At 59.0% G+C, this 18,552-nt stretch carries 13 protein-coding genes; 4 read left to right on the top strand and 9 right to left on the bottom strand.

Features of this window, described 5'->3' with window-relative positions:
• Positions 1 to 4: 4 nt before the first annotated feature.
• Positions 5 to 1,489, top strand: coding sequence for an exopolyphosphatase (gene ppx / locus F3I21_RS18810; protein ID WP_031279616.1), 1,485 nt, complete (start codon positions 5 to 7; stop codon positions 1,487 to 1,489).
• A gap of 141 nt (positions 1,490 to 1,630) precedes the next feature.
• Here the strand turns inward: ppx and rep are convergent, their stop codons facing one another.
• Positions 1,631 to 3,652, bottom strand: coding sequence for a DNA helicase Rep (rep, locus tag F3I21_RS18815; protein WP_058758096.1), 2,022 nt, complete (start codon positions 3,650 to 3,652; stop codon positions 1,631 to 1,633).
• 200 nt (positions 3,653 to 3,852) lie between these two features.
• On the opposite strand from rep, the gene ppiC reads away from it, so the two are divergent.
• Entirely contained in the window at positions 3,853 to 4,134 is a 282-nt protein-coding gene (ppiC, locus tag F3I21_RS18820) for a peptidylprolyl isomerase PpiC (protein WP_058758095.1), read from the top strand.
• Here the strand turns inward: ppiC and F3I21_RS18825 are convergent, their stop codons facing one another.
• Complete coding sequence (locus F3I21_RS18825) at positions 4,135 to 6,195, bottom strand: AsmA family protein (protein ID WP_058775505.1); 2,061 nt, start codon at positions 6,193 to 6,195, stop codon at positions 4,135 to 4,137.
• A 61-nt stretch (positions 6,196 to 6,256) separates the two neighbouring features.
• Positions 6,257 to 7,030 (bottom strand): cyclic-guanylate-specific phosphodiesterase, encoded by a 774-nt coding sequence (pdeH, locus tag F3I21_RS18830; protein WP_021506997.1) that lies wholly within the window; start codon positions 7,028 to 7,030, stop codon positions 6,257 to 6,259.
• Positions 7,031 to 7,313: 283 nt separating this feature from the next.
• Between pdeH and F3I21_RS18835 the strand changes: the two genes are divergently transcribed.
• Both F3I21_RS18835 and F3I21_RS18840 read left to right on the top strand, forming a co-directional pair.
• Positions 7,314 to 8,252, top strand: a complete 939-nt coding sequence (locus tag F3I21_RS18835; protein WP_150059522.1) for a sugar kinase — start codon at positions 7,314 to 7,316, stop codon at positions 8,250 to 8,252.
• A 396-nt stretch (positions 8,253 to 8,648) separates the two neighbouring features.
• Entirely contained in the window at positions 8,649 to 9,521 is an 873-nt protein-coding gene (locus F3I21_RS18840; protein WP_150059523.1) for an alpha/beta hydrolase, read from the top strand.
• 134 nt (positions 9,522 to 9,655) lie between these two features.
• Here the strand turns inward: F3I21_RS18840 and F3I21_RS18845 are convergent, their stop codons facing one another.
• From F3I21_RS18845 to bcsE, 6 genes are all read right to left on the bottom strand, one after another.
• Entirely contained in the window at positions 9,656 to 11,170 is a 1,515-nt protein-coding gene (locus tag F3I21_RS18845) for a pitrilysin family protein (protein ID WP_058771050.1), read from the bottom strand.
• Between the two features lie 242 nt (positions 11,171 to 11,412).
• A complete protein-coding gene (locus F3I21_RS18850) occupies positions 11,413 to 12,693 on the bottom strand; it encodes a dicarboxylate/amino acid:cation symporter (protein ID WP_031279619.1) in 1,281 nt (426 codons plus the stop codon).
• A gap of 232 nt (positions 12,694 to 12,925) precedes the next feature.
• Positions 12,926 to 14,938 (bottom strand): biofilm formation regulator HmsP, encoded by a 2,013-nt coding sequence (hmsP, locus tag F3I21_RS18855; RefSeq protein WP_021507002.1) that lies wholly within the window; start codon positions 14,936 to 14,938, stop codon positions 12,926 to 12,928.
• Between the two features lie 204 nt (positions 14,939 to 15,142).
• Entirely contained in the window at positions 15,143 to 16,780 is a 1,638-nt protein-coding gene (bcsG, locus tag F3I21_RS18860; protein ID WP_150059524.1) for a cellulose biosynthesis protein BcsG, read from the bottom strand.
• On the bottom strand, positions 16,773 to 16,961 hold the full coding sequence (bcsF, locus tag F3I21_RS18865) for a cellulose biosynthesis protein BcsF (RefSeq protein ID WP_010617915.1): 189 nt from the start codon (positions 16,959 to 16,961) through the stop codon (positions 16,773 to 16,775). The genes bcsG and bcsF overlap by 8 nt, the downstream gene beginning before the upstream one ends.
• The gene (gene bcsE / locus F3I21_RS18870; RefSeq protein WP_150059525.1) at positions 16,958 to 18,502 is read right to left on the bottom strand and encodes a cellulose biosynthesis protein BcsE; all 1,545 of its coding nucleotides are present in this window, start codon (positions 18,500 to 18,502) and stop codon (positions 16,958 to 16,960) included. Before bcsE ends, bcsF begins: the two co-directional genes overlap by 4 nt.
• Positions 18,503 to 18,552 lie beyond the last annotated feature (50 nt).

Raw genomic sequence — 18,552 nt, forward strand, 5'->3', positions numbered from 1 at the left:
ACACATGCTAAGCGCATCGTCACTTTATGCTGCGATTGATTTAGGTTCTAACAGCTTTCATATGTTGGTGGTGCGCGAAGTGTCCGGCAGTATTCAGACCGTCGCGCGAATTAAACGCAAGGTGCGTCTGGCGGCAGGTCTTGATGCGGCCAACCATCTCTCGGCTGAGGCGATGCAGCGCGGCTGGCAGTGCCTGCGTCTGTTCTCCGAGCAGTTGCAGGACATTCCCCCGGAACAAATCCGCGTGGTGGCAACCGCCACGCTGCGCATTGCCAGCAACGCGCAGGATTTCCTGACTCAGGCGGAACAGATTCTCGGCTGTGCGGTGAACGTCATCAGCGGCGAGGAAGAAGCGCGCCTGATCTATCAGGGTGTTGCCCACACCACCGGCGGCTCTGACCAGCGGCTGGTGGTCGATATCGGCGGCGGCAGCACCGAGCTGGTGACCGGCGAAGGTGCGCATGCTACTACGCTGTTTAGCCTGTCAATGGGCTGTGTGACCTGGCTGGAGCGCTTCTTCAGCGATCGTCATCTCGCCAAAGAGAACTTTGCCCAGGCCGAACAGGCCGCGCGTGAAATGATCCGTCCGATTGCGCCGGCACTGCGTGAGAAAGGCTGGCAGATTTGCGTGGGCGCGTCCGGCACCGTCCAGGCGCTGCAGGAGATCATGGTGGCGCAGGGCATGGATGAGCGCATCACCCTGAGCAAACTGCAGCAGCTTAAGCAGCGTGCCATTCAGTGCGGCAAGCTGGAGGAGCTGGAGATTGAAGGGCTGACGCTGGAGCGTGCGCTGGTGTTTCCCAGCGGCCTGTCGATTCTGATCGCCATTTTCCACGAGCTGAGCATTGAGAGCATGACGCTGGCCGGCGGCGCACTGCGCGAAGGGCTGGTGTACGGCATGCTGCATCTGCCGATTGACCGCGATATTCGCAGCCGCACGCTGCAGAACGTTCAGCGTCGTTTCGCCATTGATGTTGAGCAGGCGGGCCGCGTGCGCCAGCTGGCAGAGAGCTTTTTCCGTCAGGTGAGCAGCAGCTGGAAGCTGGATCAGCGATGTCGTGATTTACTCCTCAGCGCCTGTTCAATCCACGAAATTGGCCTGAGCGTCGATTTCCGCCAGGCACCGCAGCACGCCGCGTATCTGATTCGCCATCTCGATCTTCCTGGTTTCACCCCCGCACAGAAAAAAATGCTGGCCTGTCTGCTGCAGAACCAGAGCGGCAGCATTGATCTGGCGCTGCTGACGCAGCAAAACGCCGTGCCGCCGCGCATGGCAGAGCGGCTGAGCCGTCTGCTGCGGCTGGCAATCATCTTCTCCAGCCGGCGGCGCGACGACACGCTGCCGGCGGTGCGTCTGCAGGCGGATGATGATGCGCTGCATCTGACGCTGCCGGCAGGCTGGCTGGCTGCGCATCCGCTGCGCGCCGAGCTGCTGGAGCAGGAGAGCCATTACCAGTCGTATGTGCACTGGCTGCTGACGATTTCCTGATCGAACCTGCTGCTGCTGCATTGAAAAACGCCCGGCAACTGCGCTTTTACGCGAGTGAAGTTTGCTTTGCCGGGCGCTTTGCCTCTGCGGCGCGCGCAACGATTTTCGCCAGAGACCAGGCTTGCGGCTCTGACGAAATAATCACCCCTTCTTCGCGTTCTCCAGCATCGCACGTAAGCCGGCGACGCGCGTTTGCCCGGTTTTCACCCGCTCTTCGGCGCTGATCACCTTTTTCTCACGCTCCCACGCCACATCATCCTGGGGCAGTTCCAGCAGGAAGCGGCTTGGTTCCGGACGCACCAGCTCGCCGTACTGACGGCGCTCGCGGCACAGGGTAAAAGTCAGTTCTTTCTGCGCGCGGGTGATGCCCACGTAGGCCAGGCGACGCTCCTCTTCGATATTGTTCTCATCGATACTGCTCTGATGCGGCAGCAGCCCCTCTTCCATGCCCACCAGATAGACATAGGGGAACTCCAGGCCTTTCGAGGCGTGCAGCGTCATCAGCTGGACCTGATCGAGTTCTTCGTCACTCTCGCCGCGCTCCATCATGTCGCGCAGGGTAAAACGCGTCACCACCTGCGCCAGCGTCATCGGCTCGTTAAGTTCGTCGCCCTCCAGCATTTCGGTCATCCACTGAAACAGCGTATTGACGTTCTTCATGCGCATTTCCGCCGCTTTCGGGCTGGGGGAAGTTTCGAACAGCCAGCTTTCGTAGTCGATGCCGCGAATCAGGTCGCGCACCGCATTCACCGGTTCACGCTCGGTGAGCTGAACGATTTCATTCAGCCAGTGGGTAAAGCGCTGCAGATGCTCCAGCCCGCGCCCGGAAAGCGTCTGTTCCAGCCCCATATCAAAGCTGGCGTTAAACAGGCTTTTGTTGCGCAAATTGGCCCATTCACCCAGCTTCTGCAGCGTCGCGGGGCCGATCTCGCGGCGTGGCGTGTTCACGATGCGCAGAAACGCGCTGTCATCTTCCGGATTGGTCAGCACGCGCAGATAGGCCAGCAAGTCCTTGATTTCCGGCCGCGAGAAGAACGACGTGCCGCCGGAGATGCGATAAGGAATACGGTTCTGCATCAGCAGCTTTTCAAACACGCGCGACTGATGGTTACCGCGATAAAGAATCGCGTAATCTTTGTACTGGGTTTTATTAATAAAGTGATGGGCAATCAGCTCGCCCGCCACGCGCTCGGCTTCGTGATCTTCGTTGTTGGCGCTCAGCACTTTCAGCTCGCTGCCCTCGCCCAGTTCAGAGAACAGCCGCTTTTCAAACACGTGCGGATTGTTGGCGATGAGGATATTGGCGCATTTAAGAATACGCTGCGTCGAGCGGTAGTTCTGCTCCAGCTTCACCACTTCCAGCGCCGGGAAATCCTCTTTCAGCAGCACCAGGTTCTGCGGCCGCGCGCCGCGCCACGAGTAGATAGACTGATCGTCATCGCCGACCACGGTAAAGCGCGCCCGGGCGCCGACCAGCAACTTCACCAGCTCATACTGGCTGGTGTTGGTGTCCTGATACTCATCCACCAGCAGATAGCGGATGCGCTGTTGCCAGCGTTCGCGCACCTCCTGATTACGCTGCAGCAGCAGGGTCGGCAGCAGAATCAGATCGTCGAAATCCAGCACGTTACAGGCTTTCAGATGCTGATCGTACAGCGCGTAGCAATGGGCAAAAATCTGGTCGCGCTGTGATTTGGCGAGGCCGGCCGCGCCCTGCGGATCAACGAGGTCGTTTTTCCAGTTGGAGATGGTGGAAATCAGCTGCTGCAACAGGGTTTTATCTTCTTCCAGCCACTGTTTGGTCAGGTCCTTAAGCAGCGCCAGCTGATCCTGATCGTCGAACAGCGAGAAGGTCGATTTCATGCCCAGCGCCTTGTATTCGCGCTTGATGATCTCCAGGCCCAGGGTGTGGAAGGTTGAGATCATCAGGCCGCGCGCCTCTTTGCGTCCCAGCGTTTGCGCCACACGTTCTTTCATCTCGCGCGACGCCTTGTTGGTGAAGGTCACCGCCGCGATATGGCGCGCCTGATAGCCGCATTCACGGATCAGATGGGCGATTTTATTGGTGATCACGCGGGTTTTACCGGAACCCGCACCGGCCAGCACCAGACAGGGACCGGTGACAAATTCGACAGCACGTTGTTGGCCGGGATTAAGACGCATAACGTAATTTCACTCAACAATTCGTTTAACAGGGACGATCCCCTAAATAGTTCGAATTGCAGGAAGGCGGCAAGTGGGTGAGTCTCCGGGAGCTTACAATAGTAAGTGACCGGAGCGAACACACGCAGCCAACGCATCTGCAATTTGAAGTATGACGGGGATATAATGCGTCGCACATTATACATAACGGGAACACCATCATGGCGAAAACCGCGGCGGCTTTACATATCCTGGTGAAACAGGAAGCGCAGGCAAAAGCGCTACTGGCGCAGCTGGAAAAAGGCGCGAACTTTCAGCAACTGGCAAAAAAACACTCGACCTGCCCGTCCGGGCGTAACGGGGGCGATCTGGGAGAGTTTCGCAAAGGGCAGATGGTGCCGGCGTTTGATAAAGCGGTGTTCACCTGCCCGCTGCTGCAACCTTACGGACCGGTGAAAACCGCTTTTGGCTACCACATCATCAAAGTGCTGTGGCGTAACTGATCACTTTTTGCTTTTCATCTGCTGGAGTACGTTGCTGCACTGATTATCATCGGTGTCGCTTGGTGAAATCAACGCCAGCAGTGCGGCCGCCGGCGCGACCACTGCCCCCAGCGCGACGGCTGCGGCACCACGCGCCAGCAGCGGACCGGCTTTGACTCCGGCATCCGGGTTTTTGAAGGTGCCGCGCACATACAGCGGCGAACGCAGCGTAATGATACGAATGCCCTTGCTCTCCGGATTGATCGACAGATCCAGTCGCTCATTAGCAAAGTTAGCGTTGCCGGTAACGTTAATCACCGCGTTCTCGGTATCAAACACGAACAGCCGCGGCGTCGCCAGTCCCTGACGGATATTCAGGTCGGTCGCGGCACAGTTGATGCGCACCTCATCGTCGCCAAACAGTTTACCCACCACATAGTTACCGACGTTCAGCCCGGCAATCTCCATCAGGCTGCGGCTGATCAGGCCATCGTTCATCAACAGTTTCAGCTCGCCATTGCTGGTGCCCAGCAGGTCGGCCACCGAATTGCCGGTGCCGGTCAGGCTGGCATCCCCGTTGAGCTGGCCGAGACTACGCTGCATGGCGGTGACATCCGGGAACAGCTGACGCAGTTGCAGCTTGCGCGCATGCAGGTCGGCGCGGCCGCGCATCGGTGAGCGATCGCCCTCCAGATGGATGGTCGAATTAATGCTGCCGCCGGCCATGCCGAAGCGCAGCGGATCCAGCAGCAGGTCGCCATTTTTCAGCTGCAGATGGGTATAGAGATCGCTGAGCGGCAGCTTGCTGCTGTGCTCGATACGCTTGCCGCTGAACTTCACGTCAGCGTCCATCACATCCCAGTTTTTGGTATCGAACTTGTCATGTGGCAACACGCGATCCGCCGGCTGGGTGCTGGCCTCACCGCGCTGTGCTTTGGCCTGCGCCGTTTTTTCACTGCCCTTGCCGGAGTTAACCCCAATCAGCGGCCCAAGGTCCGCCATACGCAGCTGGTTCGACGTCAGCTCGCCGCTCAGCGTCGGACGCGGTTTGCCCTGACGGTAGCTGAGCGAACCGTGAATATCGCTGTCACCAATATGACCGTTGAATTTTTCGTAGCGGAACAGCGGCCCTTTCTCTTCGTTGAAACGCGCAATCAGGTGGCCGTCAGTTTCATACGGTGGCGTGTCCGGCAGCAGCACGCCGGTTAAGCCGTACAGATTTGCCAGCGTGTCGCCGGAGAAGCGCAGCCGCACATCCAGCCCGCCGAGATTGAGCGGATCCTGCAGGGTGCCATCCACGCGCACACGTGTGGTGCCATTGCGTACGTCGAGCTGCAACGGGAACGGCGTGGTTTTGCTGCGCAGCGACAACATACCGCCAATCTTACCGTCGCCGTCGAGTTTCTGGTTGTTGTAGGTCCCGCTCGCCTGCCAGCCAAACACAAAATCACCGGCCCCTTTTTGCTGGTCGTTACCGCCCGCGACCTGCGCGTACGGCACCGGTTTACCCAGCGGATTGATCTTCACCGTGACATCGGCTTTGTTGATGGCGTCGCGATAGCGCAGCTGTCCCTGATCGAACAGGATATTATCAAGGCGGAATGACCATGCCGAAGGCGGCGCGTTGGGGTCGCTGTTTTCGCTGCTGGCGAGGTTGAAGGTCCAGTTATTTTTCTTATCGGCGGTCTGCACCAGTCGCGCATCCGGCTGCTGCATCTTAATCCACGGCAGGTAAATCTCTTTGTGCAGCAGCGCCAGCGGCGCCAGCGTGGCTTCCACCCGCTGCAAATGCACCATTGTCACTTCCGGCACGCTGGGCGGATTACCGAGCATGACATCGTCAGCGTGCACCTGCGGCCACGGCACCCAGCTGCGCCAGCCTGGCTCTTCGCGATTGCGCACCCAGGCAACGCCAAGATCGCCGCGAATAGCGAACGGCCGGTTCAGTTCTGCCGAGACTTTCTGGTTGATGGTTGGCTTCAGGCGGTTCCAGTCAAAGGTGGCGATAATCACCACGACCACCACAACCAGCAACAATAAAATCCCGACCACCCAGCTAATTATTTTTCCTGTACGCGACATTTTGCCTCCTCCTTGCCCTTCCACGTCTCCTTAAAGATAGTCGAGACGCGGCAGAACGGAATCACGGAAGCTCAAGTACCAGGTTTTCCAGCTGATTAAACGGCAGCGGACGGGAAAAATAATAGCCCTGTGCGGCCATGGCGGGCGAGTTGCGTACCTGCTGCCACTCCTCCTCGTTTTCCACCCCTTCGACGATCACGCCGTTACAGTAACGGTTGATCAGCGCCAGCAGCATGGAGAACAGCGAGCGGCCCTCATCACTGGCGCGCAGCAGCATAAACAGCTCGCGCGAAAGCTTGATGTAGTCGTAGCGCAATTCTGTCAGCGCGGAGAAGTTGGCCATGCCGGACCCAAAGTCATCCAGCCACAGCGGGCCCAGCTCCGGCATCTGAGCCACCATCTCTTCCTGCGGCAGCGCGTGATGCTCGGTCAGTTCGAAGCGCACCCACGGCAGCTGGACGATCAGCGCGCGCACGGGCGCATGCTGCTGAATGGCCAGTAACGTGGGACCATCAATATTGACGGAGGCCACCAGCTGACGCTGGCTGAAGAAGGAAGCCCACTGTAATAACAGTTCAAGCTGCTCCTGGACGATGTCGAGACGCTGGGCAATGGTCAGCGCCTCGAAATAGTCTTCGGGTGACACGTTTTGCTCCGGTGCGGCGGGATGCACCACGGCGGTAAGCAGTTCAATAGCCAGTAAGCGGCCAGAAACCTGGTAAATCGGCTGGAAAGTGTAGCACCGTTGGCACTGCTGCCAGTAGAGACGGGTTTCCTGTTGTTGCTCAAGTTCGGGAGAAAAAGGCAGCCGATGACTCAAATTCTTCATCACCATGGTGTTTTCCTGGTTGGTATTGAGTGCCTGCAAATAGCATCTCAGTGGCAAGTATCGGCTCTCCCCTGGATAACTTTATTGGTCTGCGCAGCCACACGAGCTGTTGAGTCTAGCAGCGTGTCTGCGGCTTAATCGGCAAAACAACCCCCGGTTTGGCCGCTAAATCGGTGCAGAAGCGCGGCTTTACGCCTTAAGGCAAATTAAAACAGCGTTTTAAAAAGCATTGACGACTGCCATACCAGACGCGAGACTAGAGCGCAGCATTCACTACAGGCCAAACACCATGACGCAGAAAACCATCGCCATTATTGGCGAATGCATGATTGAGCTGTCCGAAAAAGGTGAGAACATCAAACGCGGCTTTGGCGGCGATACGCTGAATACCGCGGTCTATCTGGCACGGCAGAGCGATCCCAGCCAGCTGCGTGTGGAGTATGTCACCGCGCTGGGCACCGACAGCTTCAGCGACCAGATGATCGCGGCCTGGCAGCAGGAGCAGGTGCACACGCAGCTGGTGCAGCGCCTGCCGGACAAAATGCCCGGGCTTTACTTCATCGAAACCGATGCCCACGGCGAGCGCACCTTTTGGTACTGGCGCAGCGATGCTGCCGCGCGCTTCTGGCTGGATAGCCCGCAGGCCGGGGCCATCTGTCAGCAGCTGGCGCATTACGACTATCTCTACCTGAGCGGCATCAGCCTGGCGATCCTACCTCAGGCCAGCCGCGAAAAGCTGATGGCGCTGCTCAGTGCCTGCCGGCAAAACGGTGGCACCGTGATTTTTGACAACAACTACCGGCCGCGTCTGTGGGCGGATAGCGCCAGTGCGCAGCAGGCGTATGCGGCGATGCTACGCCACACCGATATCGCCTTCCTGACGCTGGATGATGAACACCTGCTGTGGGGCGAACAGCCGCTGGCGGACGTAATTGCGCGCACGCGCACCGCCGGCGTGCAGGAGATTGTGATCAAACGTGGTGCTAACTCCTGCCTGGTAGCGCGCGGCGACGATCCGCTGCGGGACGTTGCGGCCATCAAACTGGCTCCGGCGCAGATTGTCGATACCACCGCCGCAGGTGACTCCTTCAGCGCCGGTTATCTGGCGGTGCGCCTCGCGGGTGGCAGCGTGGAGCAGGCCGCAGCGCGCGGCCATCTCACCGCCAGTACGGTGATCCAGCATCGCGGCGCGATTATTCCGCACAGCGCGATGCCAAAAACCGTTTAACACCGCACACGATTGTCGCGTCGCGCTGCCTGCTGCGCGTCGCGACAATTTCCCCTCTGCCCTGACGGCAAATTGATTATTGCGCTGAAAAATATCACCGCGAAAATTTGGCTTAATGACGCAGATTCACCGGGCAATTTTTACTAATGACGCACGCCATCCAGCCGCCTCTCTGCCTGACGCTCACCACTTAAATGCCGCTAATCAGACTGATTTAAATTCAATGCATTACGACGATAAACCCGACCGCCAGGCATAGTCCGAAACTGGCGACGCCGGCGGTTTTCGGCTGGACGATCGCGCGAAAAAAGACCATGTTTTAATCAACCACAGCAGGAAGCTGTCAGGTCGACCGCGAACACAATAACGACAACATGACTCGCTCAGGACAGATTTATGCACACAGAAATTATCAATATCTGGCCGCACGGCGACGCGCCAGGCGCGAGTGACTCGCGCGCTCAGCCGCAGATCGTCGATTTGGCCAAAGAGTTCGAACCTTACGACCGCGCCGCCACCGGTGTGCGCTGCCCGGAGATGGCGATCTGGCACCCGGAAACCTCAAACGGTATCACCCTGCTGGTGGCACCGGGCGGCGGTTATCAGCGCGTACTGATCGACCGCGAAGGCAGCGCCCTCGCCACCTTTTTTACCTCGATGGGCTACACGCTGGCGGTAATGACCTATCGCCTGCCGTACGACGGCCATCATGAAGGGCCGGATGCGCCGCTGGCCGATGCCCAGCGTGCGGTGCGCGTGCTGCGCGAGCGCTCACAGCGCGGCCTGAACGGAAAATACATCGTGATGATGGGCTTTTCCGCCGGCGGGCACGTGGCCGCCAGTCTCGGCACCCGCTTTGGCGAAAAAATCTATCCACTGCAGCATCAGGCCGACAGCCTGTCACCGCGGCCTGATGCGATGGTGCTGCTCTATCCGGTCATCAGCATGCGCGACGGTCTGGCGCATGAAAGTTCACGCACCCGCCTGCTGGGCGCATGGCCGGATCAAAAAAGCATTGATGCTTATTCGCTGGAGACGCGCGTGCACGGCCAGACGCCGCCGACGCTGCTGATCCACGCCGCTGACGATGAGACGGTTTCCGTTAATAACAGCATGGTGTTTTTTAGTGCCCTGCGGGAGCACAAGGTGCCGGCGGAAATTCACTTTTATCAGAAAGGCGGCCACGGCTTTGGGATTCGTGGCGTGGCGGATCTGCCGCTGGCCAGCTGGCCGATGCTGGTGACCGAATGGCTGCGCGCAAAGACCTGATGCCGCTGCTACATTGAACCGCAGCGGCGCTGGCGGCGCGCGTTCATCCCGGTCACTTACATAAGCTCCTGAGGATGAACACCCGTGCCGCCTTACTGCAGCGCACCTTATTGCGGGGATTCATGCGCCCTGTGTCATGAGGAGGGTTGAGCCGGATCGGTCGCGCTCGCGCTGCCATTATTTTCGGGTTTAGCCTCATCCGGGGTAGCGGCGGCGGCGGGCGCATCCGGAACCTTCATTACCTTGTCCCAGCTGTCCTGCAGCATCCTGACGTTGGTTTCGGGCTCACCCTGCGGCTGAATCAGCACCATGGTCAGCTCCTGCGTTAACTGCTGGCGCAGCTCCTGGTTGAGCTGGTCGCGCGTTAACTCGCTGAGAAACGCCTGACGCAGTTTCTGGTACTGCTCCGGCGCGATATCCACCACGGAATTCTGCTGCGAGCGCAGACGTTGCCCCATCAGAATATCGGTGTCGGTGCGCGCGTAGGTGGCAAACAGTTTGTTCAGTTCCAGCAGCTTTTGCGCCATCAGCGCATCAAACTCCTCCTGCGGCAGACCTTTGTCACGCACGGTGGCCAGTTCACGCGCCACCTGGTTCAGGTTCTGCGCCAGCGACGCGTTAGGCGAATCCATGTTAATGGCGCACTGCGCACGCTGATACAGCACGCGACAGTCGAAGCCAACCTGCACGTTTTGCGCTTTGCTGTCGGCCAGCGCGCGCTGGACGTGCCAGAACAGCGCTTCGCGCGCCAGATCGCTCTGCCAGTAACGCTGCAGATTCTGCGAGTCGCGGATCGGCTGCCATGGCGTATCCCACACCAGCGACAGGCGATCCTGCATCATGCCGCCGTTAACCAGGTTGATTGGCTGATGCGGCAGCGGCGACAGCGTGGGCAGCGCCGCGGGCGCCACCCGTTTGCCTTGCAGTGGCGAGAACGCTTTGTTGATCTGCTCCGCCATGCTGCGGCTATCCACGTTGCCCACCACGTACAGCGTCATGCCGTCCGGCGTGTACCACTGCTGGTAAAAGGCATTAAGCTGCGCGATATCCACCGGCGCGCGCGGCTGTTCGCCCGGGTCATGCGCCAGCATGGTCGACCCTTTCAGGCGATAGCGCCACCACACATCCTGCGTATTGGGCGGCCAGGTCGCGATGGGATCGGTGGCGGTCAGCGCGGTCGACACCACCTGCTCATTGATGGTCATTTTACCGGCGGTGGCCGCCAGCCAGCTGAGCGCCTCTTTCAGCAGCTCCGGCCGGTTGTTCGGCAGGCTAAGGTTGTATTGGGTGAAATCATAAGATGAGATGGCCGGCGGCAGCGGTCGCTGCGGATCCATCGCCTGTTGCCACAATGCGCGCTGCTGATTGGTATCCAGCGCGGTGTTATGCACCATCGCCAGACGCGGTAAAAGATGGCTGAACCCGGTTTGCTGGGCGCTTTCCACCAGCGAACCGGTATTAACTATCAGGCGCAGCTCGATGCGATCGCTCGGACGTTGTGGTGTGGTCAGCAGCTGCCAGCTGAAACCATTGTCCAGTTTGCCTTCCTGCCAGGCGGGATCAGGCTGAAGTGTTTCGGCGTGGACGCCGAAGCCAGATGCCGCAAGCAGCCATCCGCCAACCAAAAGCCGAATTCTGGTGCCCTGCATGTGAACCCCTACTCAAACAGATAAACGCTCGTGCGCGCCATAGGCGGCCGCTTTTCAGCGAACCACGGCGGCAGGCTGCCGCCACGTTTATACAACGACAGACTCTTTGACCACAGGAAGGTCAGGATGTCGCGCGACGAGGAAAAAAATCGGGAAAAAAATCAATGGGGTTATTATGCAAATGCCCGCTGTCAGGGCAAGCGACAGCGGGCATTTCACGACAAATTAACGCAAATAGAGGATTACGCGCTGGTCTGTGAAGCGTTATTGACCTTTTTCGCTGAAGAAAGCGTCGCTTTCATCTGCGCTTCATCGAGCTGGCCGACCCACTTCGCCACCACCACAGTCGCCACACCGTTACCCACCAGGTTGGTGAGCGCACGGGCTTCCGACATGAAGCGGTCAATCCCGAGAATCAGCGCCAGACCGGCCACCGGCAGATGTCCCACCGCCGACAGCGTAGCCGCCAGCACGATAAAGCCACTGCCGGTCACCCCTGCCGCGCCTTTGGAGGAGAGCAGCAGCACCACTAACAGCGTGATCTGGTGGAAGACATCCATGTGGGCGTTGGTCGCCTGAGCGATAAACACCGCCGCCATGGTCAGGTAAATCGACGTGCCATCGAGGTTGAACGAGTAGCCAGTTGGAATCACCAGCCCGACCACCGATTTCTTACAGCCCAGCTTCTCCATCTTGTCCAGCATACGCGGCAGCGCCGACTCGGACGAAGACGTTCCCAGTACAATCAGCAGCTCTTCTTTGATGTAGGCAACAAACTTAAAGATGTTGAAGCCGGCCCAGCGGGCAATAATCCCCAGCACAATCACCACGAACAGTACGCAGGTGATGTAGAAGCAGATAATCAGCTGACCGAGCTGCACCAGCGATCCGACACCATATTTACCGATGGTGAACGCCATGGCGCCGAACGCACCAATCGGCGCCAGACGCATGATCATGTTGATCACGCCGAAAATCACCTTCGAGAAGCTCTCGATGACGTTGAACATCACGGTGCCGGCGTTACCGAGGCGATGCAGCGCAAAGCCAAACAGGATAGCGAACAGCAGCACCTGCAGGATGTTACCGCTGGCGAAGGCACCGACCACGCTGTTCGGGATCACGTCTAGCAGGAAGGCAATCACGCCCTGCTGCTCAGCCTGCTGCGCGTAGACCGCAACCGCTTTGGCATCCAGCGTCGCCGGATCGACGTTCATTCCCGCGCCCGGCTGGATCACATTGACCACCACCAGACCGATAATCAGCGCGATGGTGCTGACAATTTCGAAATAGAGCAGCGCTACTGCGCCGGTCCGTCCAACTGCTTTCATGCTCTCCATGCCGGCAATACCGGTCACCACCGTACAGAAAATCACGGGGGCGATGATCATCTTGATCAGCTTAACGAAGCCATCGCCAAGCGGCTTCATTTGCGCGCCTAACTCAGGGTAGTAGTGGCCTAACAGGACGCCGATGCCGATGGCAACCAGCACCTGAAAGTAGAGGCTTTTGAACAGTTTCATAACAGGTGTCCAGGTATAGACGGCATTCACCGCCATTGTTATGGAGAAACGCATGCGGCAAGCCGCCTGGAAGCGTATGACCTTACCGATGGCGAGGAAAATAACACTCTGTTAACAGGATTAGTATACCCTTACATTCCTTACAAAAGTTACAAAACTCTAACTATGAACTGAAACGCTTCAGCACCCCATAACGGTGCAATTCTGCAAGGAAAATCAATAAATAAGGTGATTATTCAGACGGTGACGAGCTGGCCAGCCAGCGCTGGTTAAACACCGATAACGGCAGGGCTTCAGCATATAAATAGCCCTGTCCTATAGTAATTCCGCGCGCCAGCAGCCAGTCGCGCTGCTCGGCGGTTTCGACGCCTTCGGCAATCACGTCGAGGTGAATGATATCGGCAATTGCCGCCACGATGCGCACCATGGTGTCATCATCCGGCAGCGCGGCGACAAAACTGCGATCCATTTTCAGCTTATTGACCGGCAGCGCTTTGAACTGATGCAGGTAGTTGAGGTTGGAGTAGCCCATACCGAAATCATCCAGCGCGACCGCCACCCCGGTTTGCTGCAGCGAGCGCAGCAGCGCCATCGCCTGTTCAGCATCGCCAATCTGCGCGGTTTCGGTGATCTCCAGCACGAAGTTACCCGGCGCAATGCGGTGGCGCTCCAGCAGCCCCTGCAGATGGCTCACCACGCTGGCATCGCGCAGCTGTACTGCGGAGATATTCACGCTGAGCGGCAGATTGATGCCGTGGCGCTGCCAGCCAGCGATAATGCGGCACGCCTCTTCAAATACCCAGCGGCCGAGCGCGGAGATGACGCCAATCTCTTCGGCGCTGGCGATGAACTCTTCGGATAAACCATAGCTGCCGTCCGGCATTCGCATGCGCAGCAGCGCTTCTGCGCCGGCCAGCTCGCCGGTGGCCATATTGATTTGCGGCTGCAGATAGAGCGCAAACTGGCCGTCCTGCAGGCCCTGCAGGATGTCGTGCTCCTGGGTTAAGCGCTTCTGCGCCCGCTCGGTCAGCGCCGGGTCAAAGAACAGAATCTGGTTTTTACCCTGATGGCGCGCCGACATCATCGCCGACGTGGCGCGCGCCAGCTGTTCGCCTGCGGACACGGTGTTGTCATCATGCAGCGCCAGGCCAATGCTGGCGTTGGGGCGCAGCTGCAGCTGATACAGGTTCACCGGCTGGTTGATGCGTAGCATCAGGTTTCGCGCCAGCCGCATGGCGCGAAACGGGTTGTGCGCACGCTTCATCAGTAGCGCAAAGTCACTCGGTCCGGTCTGTGCCAGCAGCGTATGGTCATCAATGGTACTGCGGATTTTTTCCACCAGCGTCAGCATCAGCGTATCGCGCTGCTCATCGCTCAGGACGCCATTAGCTTCCTGCAGGGTTTCGATACGGATCACCATCAGCCCCCACGGCTGCTGGCTGTGGCGATGGCGGATGTGCTGATCAAGCAGCGCCAGAAACAGCGCGCGGTTGGGCAAATCGGTCACCGCGAAATGGGTGGTCAGCCGGCTCATCTCATCGTGAATCGACTCCAGCACCTGCTGGTTGCGGTTGTAGCTGCGAATCAGCATGCCGATCTCATCGTCGCGATGATTGTGCGGCAGCGCCAGCTTATGGGTGAGAATGGCGGGCGGCGGCAGCTCCTGCAGCTCACGCGAAATATTACGCAGCGGATGCACGATCAGCCGGTTGATACACCAGCTGATCGCCACGGACAGAATCAGCGCCAGCAGCAGATAGGTGGTGATCATGGTGGACAGCGTGCTGAGCAGGAACTGATAAACGCGCGACGAATCAGCCTGCAGCACCAGATAGGCAATCGGCTTCGGCAACCCGCTGCGCTCGACCGAATAGAGCGGCAGCGTAATCTGCACCGGCAGTTCGAACAGCCGGGCGACAAAGCGCGGCACCGGCTTCTCCGGCGCGAAGTCGGCGTGCAGCGCCTGGAAGGCGTTCGGCAGCACCACATCGGCGCGCGACAGAATGCCCGCCGGCTTAAGGGTATTCAGAATGCGTTCGGCCTGCGGGATATCGGCTTTGAGCACCGCTTCGGACAGCGGCTGACGCACGGTATGCGCGACGTTCTCCATCTGCTGGGCGTAATCCACCCTGCGCTGCTGCACAAAATGGAATAACTGGATGACGATAAAAATACAGATAGTGACCAGCGCCACGGCGGACACGGTGGCCATCTGCTTTATCGTTAACGAACGACTGACGCGCAACAAAACCTCTCCTGGCCGCCGGGGGCCGTGACAGTTGCCGGAATGCGCAGCAAGTATATCCCAGGTCAGCATTTTTTTGCGCCGGGATAAAGGCGAAAATCACGCAACTGCCCCGCTTTGCGCGCGGTTTCAGCATTTTGTCAGCCATTAGCGGCGCAGAGACAAAACGGTGCGCGCCAGCCCGCACCGTTTGCCGCTCAGGTTTTACTGCGGATAGGCTACCCAGTCGCCGCCGTTAAGGCGGATCCACGGTTTGCCCTGATACATCATCACGACGGCGTTATCATTTTCCGACACCACCGGCGTCTGCGGCAGGTTATCCGCCAGCACCGACATGTTAACGTTCGGTGCGTTAAACACCTGACCGTCCACCACCCGCGACACCAGCTCGGAAATCGCCAGCAGGCTGACAGGCGTATCGATGGTCAGCGGCTGGCCCTGATGTGGCGCTTTCATGCCCACAAATTTAATGCCAACCGGCACGTGGGTGATGCCCGGGCTCGGAATGTCGCGCAGCCCGGACATCTGCATTTTATCCCCCTGCAGTGCCGCACCGTGCTCCGGCACCACCAGCACCATCACCCGGCGTCCCGACTTTTCCAGATTGGTCAGGAAGGTATCGAGCTGGTCGAACAGTACCCGTGCGCGCGGCTGCCACTCGGCGGTGCGGGTGCTGCCCAGCTCGCGCGTACCGTCGTGCAGCGGAATCAGGTTGTAGAAGGTGGCGCTGCGCGCATCGCTGCTTTTGCTGCGGTCATCAAGCCAGCGCTGCATCAGCTGCCCGTCGTTGTACACCGGCGAACCATCAAAAGACGTCAGCTCCGGCGCAATCCCGGCCTGCGACATCAGCGGCGCCTGCATGTTGCCGTCCTCGCGCAGCTCTTTCAGGTAGTTACCAAACACGCCGGTATGGTCCATCATCAGCTGCTGCTTAAAGCCCAGCTTCGCCAGATTATCAAACAGATAGCAGCGCTGGTCGGTGGCTTTATACAGGTTACTGTGTGAGGTCTGGCCGCAGCTGGCGCGCAGCAGGCGAATACCGGCCGGACCGCTGTAGCCGGTGGCGGAGTTGTAGTTGTTCAGCACGATATCAAAGTGCTTCCACAGCGGATGGTCACGCAGCTGCGCCACATCAATGTCCGACCACGCCAGCGAACAGATGTTGATCACCAGAATATCGAACGGCTGCGAATCGGCGGGCAGCGCATCCGGGAAGTGCGTGACGCGCTGGCGTTCGCTGTCGTAAAAGCGATTCAGCCACGCGGTGAGGTTGGCGCTGGTGGGCGGCGCGCTTTGATCGAGTCCCGCCGCGGCCGGGCTGGCGGCCGGTTTGTCATTCAGCGCCACCGGCGGTGCGGCGGCTTTGCTGGGCAGCAGGCTGACCGCCGGGCCAGCGAGCGTCAGCACGTTCAGCCAGATCAGCGCCAGTGACACCAGCACGGTGACGCGAATCCACTGCGCCACGAACAGGTAAATCACCAGCAGCACAAAGGCCGCGCCGATCATCTCCCAGTTAATAAAGCGCTGCAGCAAATCCAGCAGATAGGCCGGCGAGAATCCCGCCACCTGGCTGCCCTGGCTGAGCAGCGAGTTCAGACCCGGCAGCCAGGTATCGTGCCAGAACAGCGCGAAGCCAATCGGCAGCGAAATCCACTGGCGCAGACGATGCAGCCGCGCTGACGGCAGCGGAAACAGCAGCCATGCCAGAAACACCAGATTACTCAGTGCATGGAAGTTGAGATAGCCGTACCACAACAGACCAAATTTGATCAGAAAGTAAAAGTTCCAGCCGCCGAGGCCGCGCCAGCGCGCCGCGTGCAGCGTCGAAGGTGTGTTATCCATGTTTATCCGTTTTGGTCGATTGGCGTTGCCACTGCCCTTCCGATTTGAGGGCGCGGGCAGGTAACAGGCGCATCAGCAGGCTGGTGCTGCGCTGCGGCAGCCAGCGTCGCCACAGCGATTTCAGGAACAGCAAAATCAGTAACAGCAGGATCGCCACCTGCACACCATCCATCAGCGTCATACGTGCGGCTCCCCGAGGTCGATGATGATCGGCTGCGGCGTCTGAGGGCCGCGCGGCGCGGCCGCTGCCGGCGCAGCAGGTTGCGCAGCGGCCGGTACCGTGAGCGGTTCGAACTGCGACACCGGCGTCAGCTGCCGCACTTTATTCACCTCCGACAAAATCTGATTGTCGGCAAACCACACCATGCGGTTGCTGAACAGCTCGTCGTGCGGTAGGGAAAATATCGATTTCAGGGCAATGTCCAGGTCGTTAAAGCGGCAGGAAGAGAGGAATAAATAGAGCCGATCGTCAACCAGCGTCACCAAATCGCCAAAACGACGCGGTTTACACAGCGTCAGCACCTGCGGCGGCGACAGCTGCGGCACCGGGCGCAGCGCCACCATCAGCCCTTTGTCGTTTTCCGGCAGCAGCGTATTGTTCATCAACTGCTGTACCGCCGCACAGAATCGCTCCAGCGGCAAATAGCCTTTCTGCTGCAGCGGCTGTAGCGCCTGCACCAGCGCCGGCAGATCGGCCGGCACGTGGCGGGTAAACTGCTGGCCCTGCACCCCTTCCAGTGCGGTCAGCAAGCGCGACAGCGGCGCCGCCGTCGGAACAATGCTGTTAACGCCGCACGCCAGCAGCAAACGTTCATCGCTGTAGCGCAGGCTGGTGCCAAGTTCCCGCACCACGATTTTCAGCGCGTTGCCGCGCGATCGCCGCAAACCATGGACCATGCTCGCCAGAGTCGGCACATCCTGATTATGGGCCAGGCTAAAGATGACCGTGGCGGCGTTGGCCTGCTGCGCGCGCGCATACACGCTCTCGTTATCGCTGAACAGTTGCCACTGCGCGGAAAGCGGCGGCGCCCCTTCCAGCACATCCTGCTGGGCCAGAAACTGGTTTTCATCATTGAGGCTCAGCGGCTGCGACGCGGCGGCTTCAGCCTGCGCAATAAACTGATTATCAATACAGTTCAGGCGGATAGCGCGGTCGGCCAGCAATTTATCGGCGGAATACCACCAGTTAATTCGATATTGCCAGCTATCCTGCTGAAATTCTAAATGAGCGACACCATCAAGCTGACGAAAATAACGCTGCAGATGATTTCGCAGGGGAATAATTGCGGTTCCGCAGGTGATCATTAGCAGCGTCATTTGTTTTTTTAACAGAACCCGGCGCAAGCCTTTTATCCACACGGTCAGTTCATCCGGGGATAATTTGCTCCACAGCGCCGCCTGACTATAAAACATGACCAGACCGCTACGTTTATTCATTACGCGCGCCATATCGCTGGCCAGATGTTGCAGGCTGGCTTTATTGGCAGGCAGCGAAAATAAGGGAATACGTGCCGGACCGCCGGGCGGATCGGGCGTTAACAGCGCCTGCGGGGGTCCATCCGCGCTCACCAGCGTGGCCGCCTTTTGCTGGCTAACCACCTGACGTAACAGCGTTCGTGCGTCTTCGGGCCGCTGGCAGGTTATCCAGTAAAATCCCGGCGACTGCAGGGCGATTAATTCCTGTTGTACCTGCTGCAGGCCAAGCGTATAAAGATTTTTCATATTAGCGTCGCGATCTGTACAATCCAGGCTAGTTTAATATAGACGGCAAC

This window comes from Pantoea sp. B_9, assembly GCF_008632015.1.
GTDB classification, from domain to species: Bacteria; Pseudomonadota; Gammaproteobacteria; order Enterobacterales; family Enterobacteriaceae; genus Pantoea; species Pantoea dispersa.

What these genes read in the sequence shown, in the direction of transcription:
- ppx (WP_031279616.1), top strand. Translation starts at nt 5, where the DNA reads ATGCTAAGCGCATCGTCACTTTATGCTGCGATTGATTTAGGTTCTAAC.
- rep (WP_058758096.1), bottom strand. Translation starts at nt 3,652, where the DNA reads ATGCGTCTTAATCCCGGCCAACAACGTGCTGTCGAATTTGTCACCGGT.
- ppiC (WP_058758095.1), top strand. Translation starts at nt 3,853, where the DNA reads ATGGCGAAAACCGCGGCGGCTTTACATATCCTGGTGAAACAGGAAGCG.
- F3I21_RS18825 (WP_058775505.1), bottom strand. Translation starts at nt 6,195, where the DNA reads ATGTCGCGTACAGGAAAAATAATTAGCTGGGTGGTCGGGATTTTATTG.
- pdeH (WP_021506997.1), bottom strand. Translation starts at nt 7,030, where the DNA reads ATGGTGATGAAGAATTTGAGTCATCGGCTGCCTTTTTCTCCCGAACTT.
- F3I21_RS18835 (WP_150059522.1), top strand. Translation starts at nt 7,314, where the DNA reads ATGACGCAGAAAACCATCGCCATTATTGGCGAATGCATGATTGAGCTG.
- F3I21_RS18840 (WP_150059523.1), top strand. Translation starts at nt 8,649, where the DNA reads ATGCACACAGAAATTATCAATATCTGGCCGCACGGCGACGCGCCAGGC.
- F3I21_RS18845 (WP_058771050.1), bottom strand. Translation starts at nt 11,170, where the DNA reads ATGCAGGGCACCAGAATTCGGCTTTTGGTTGGCGGATGGCTGCTTGCG.
- F3I21_RS18850 (WP_031279619.1), bottom strand. Translation starts at nt 12,693, where the DNA reads ATGAAACTGTTCAAAAGCCTCTACTTTCAGGTGCTGGTTGCCATCGGC.
- bcsG (WP_150059524.1), bottom strand. Translation starts at nt 16,780, where the DNA reads ATGGATAACACACCTTCGACGCTGCACGCGGCGCGCTGGCGCGGCCTC.
- bcsF (WP_010617915.1), bottom strand. Translation starts at nt 16,961, where the DNA reads ATGACGCTGATGGATGGTGTGCAGGTGGCGATCCTGCTGTTACTGATT.
- bcsE (WP_150059525.1), bottom strand. Translation starts at nt 18,502, where the DNA reads ATGAAAAATCTTTATACGCTTGGCCTGCAGCAGGTACAACAGGAATTA.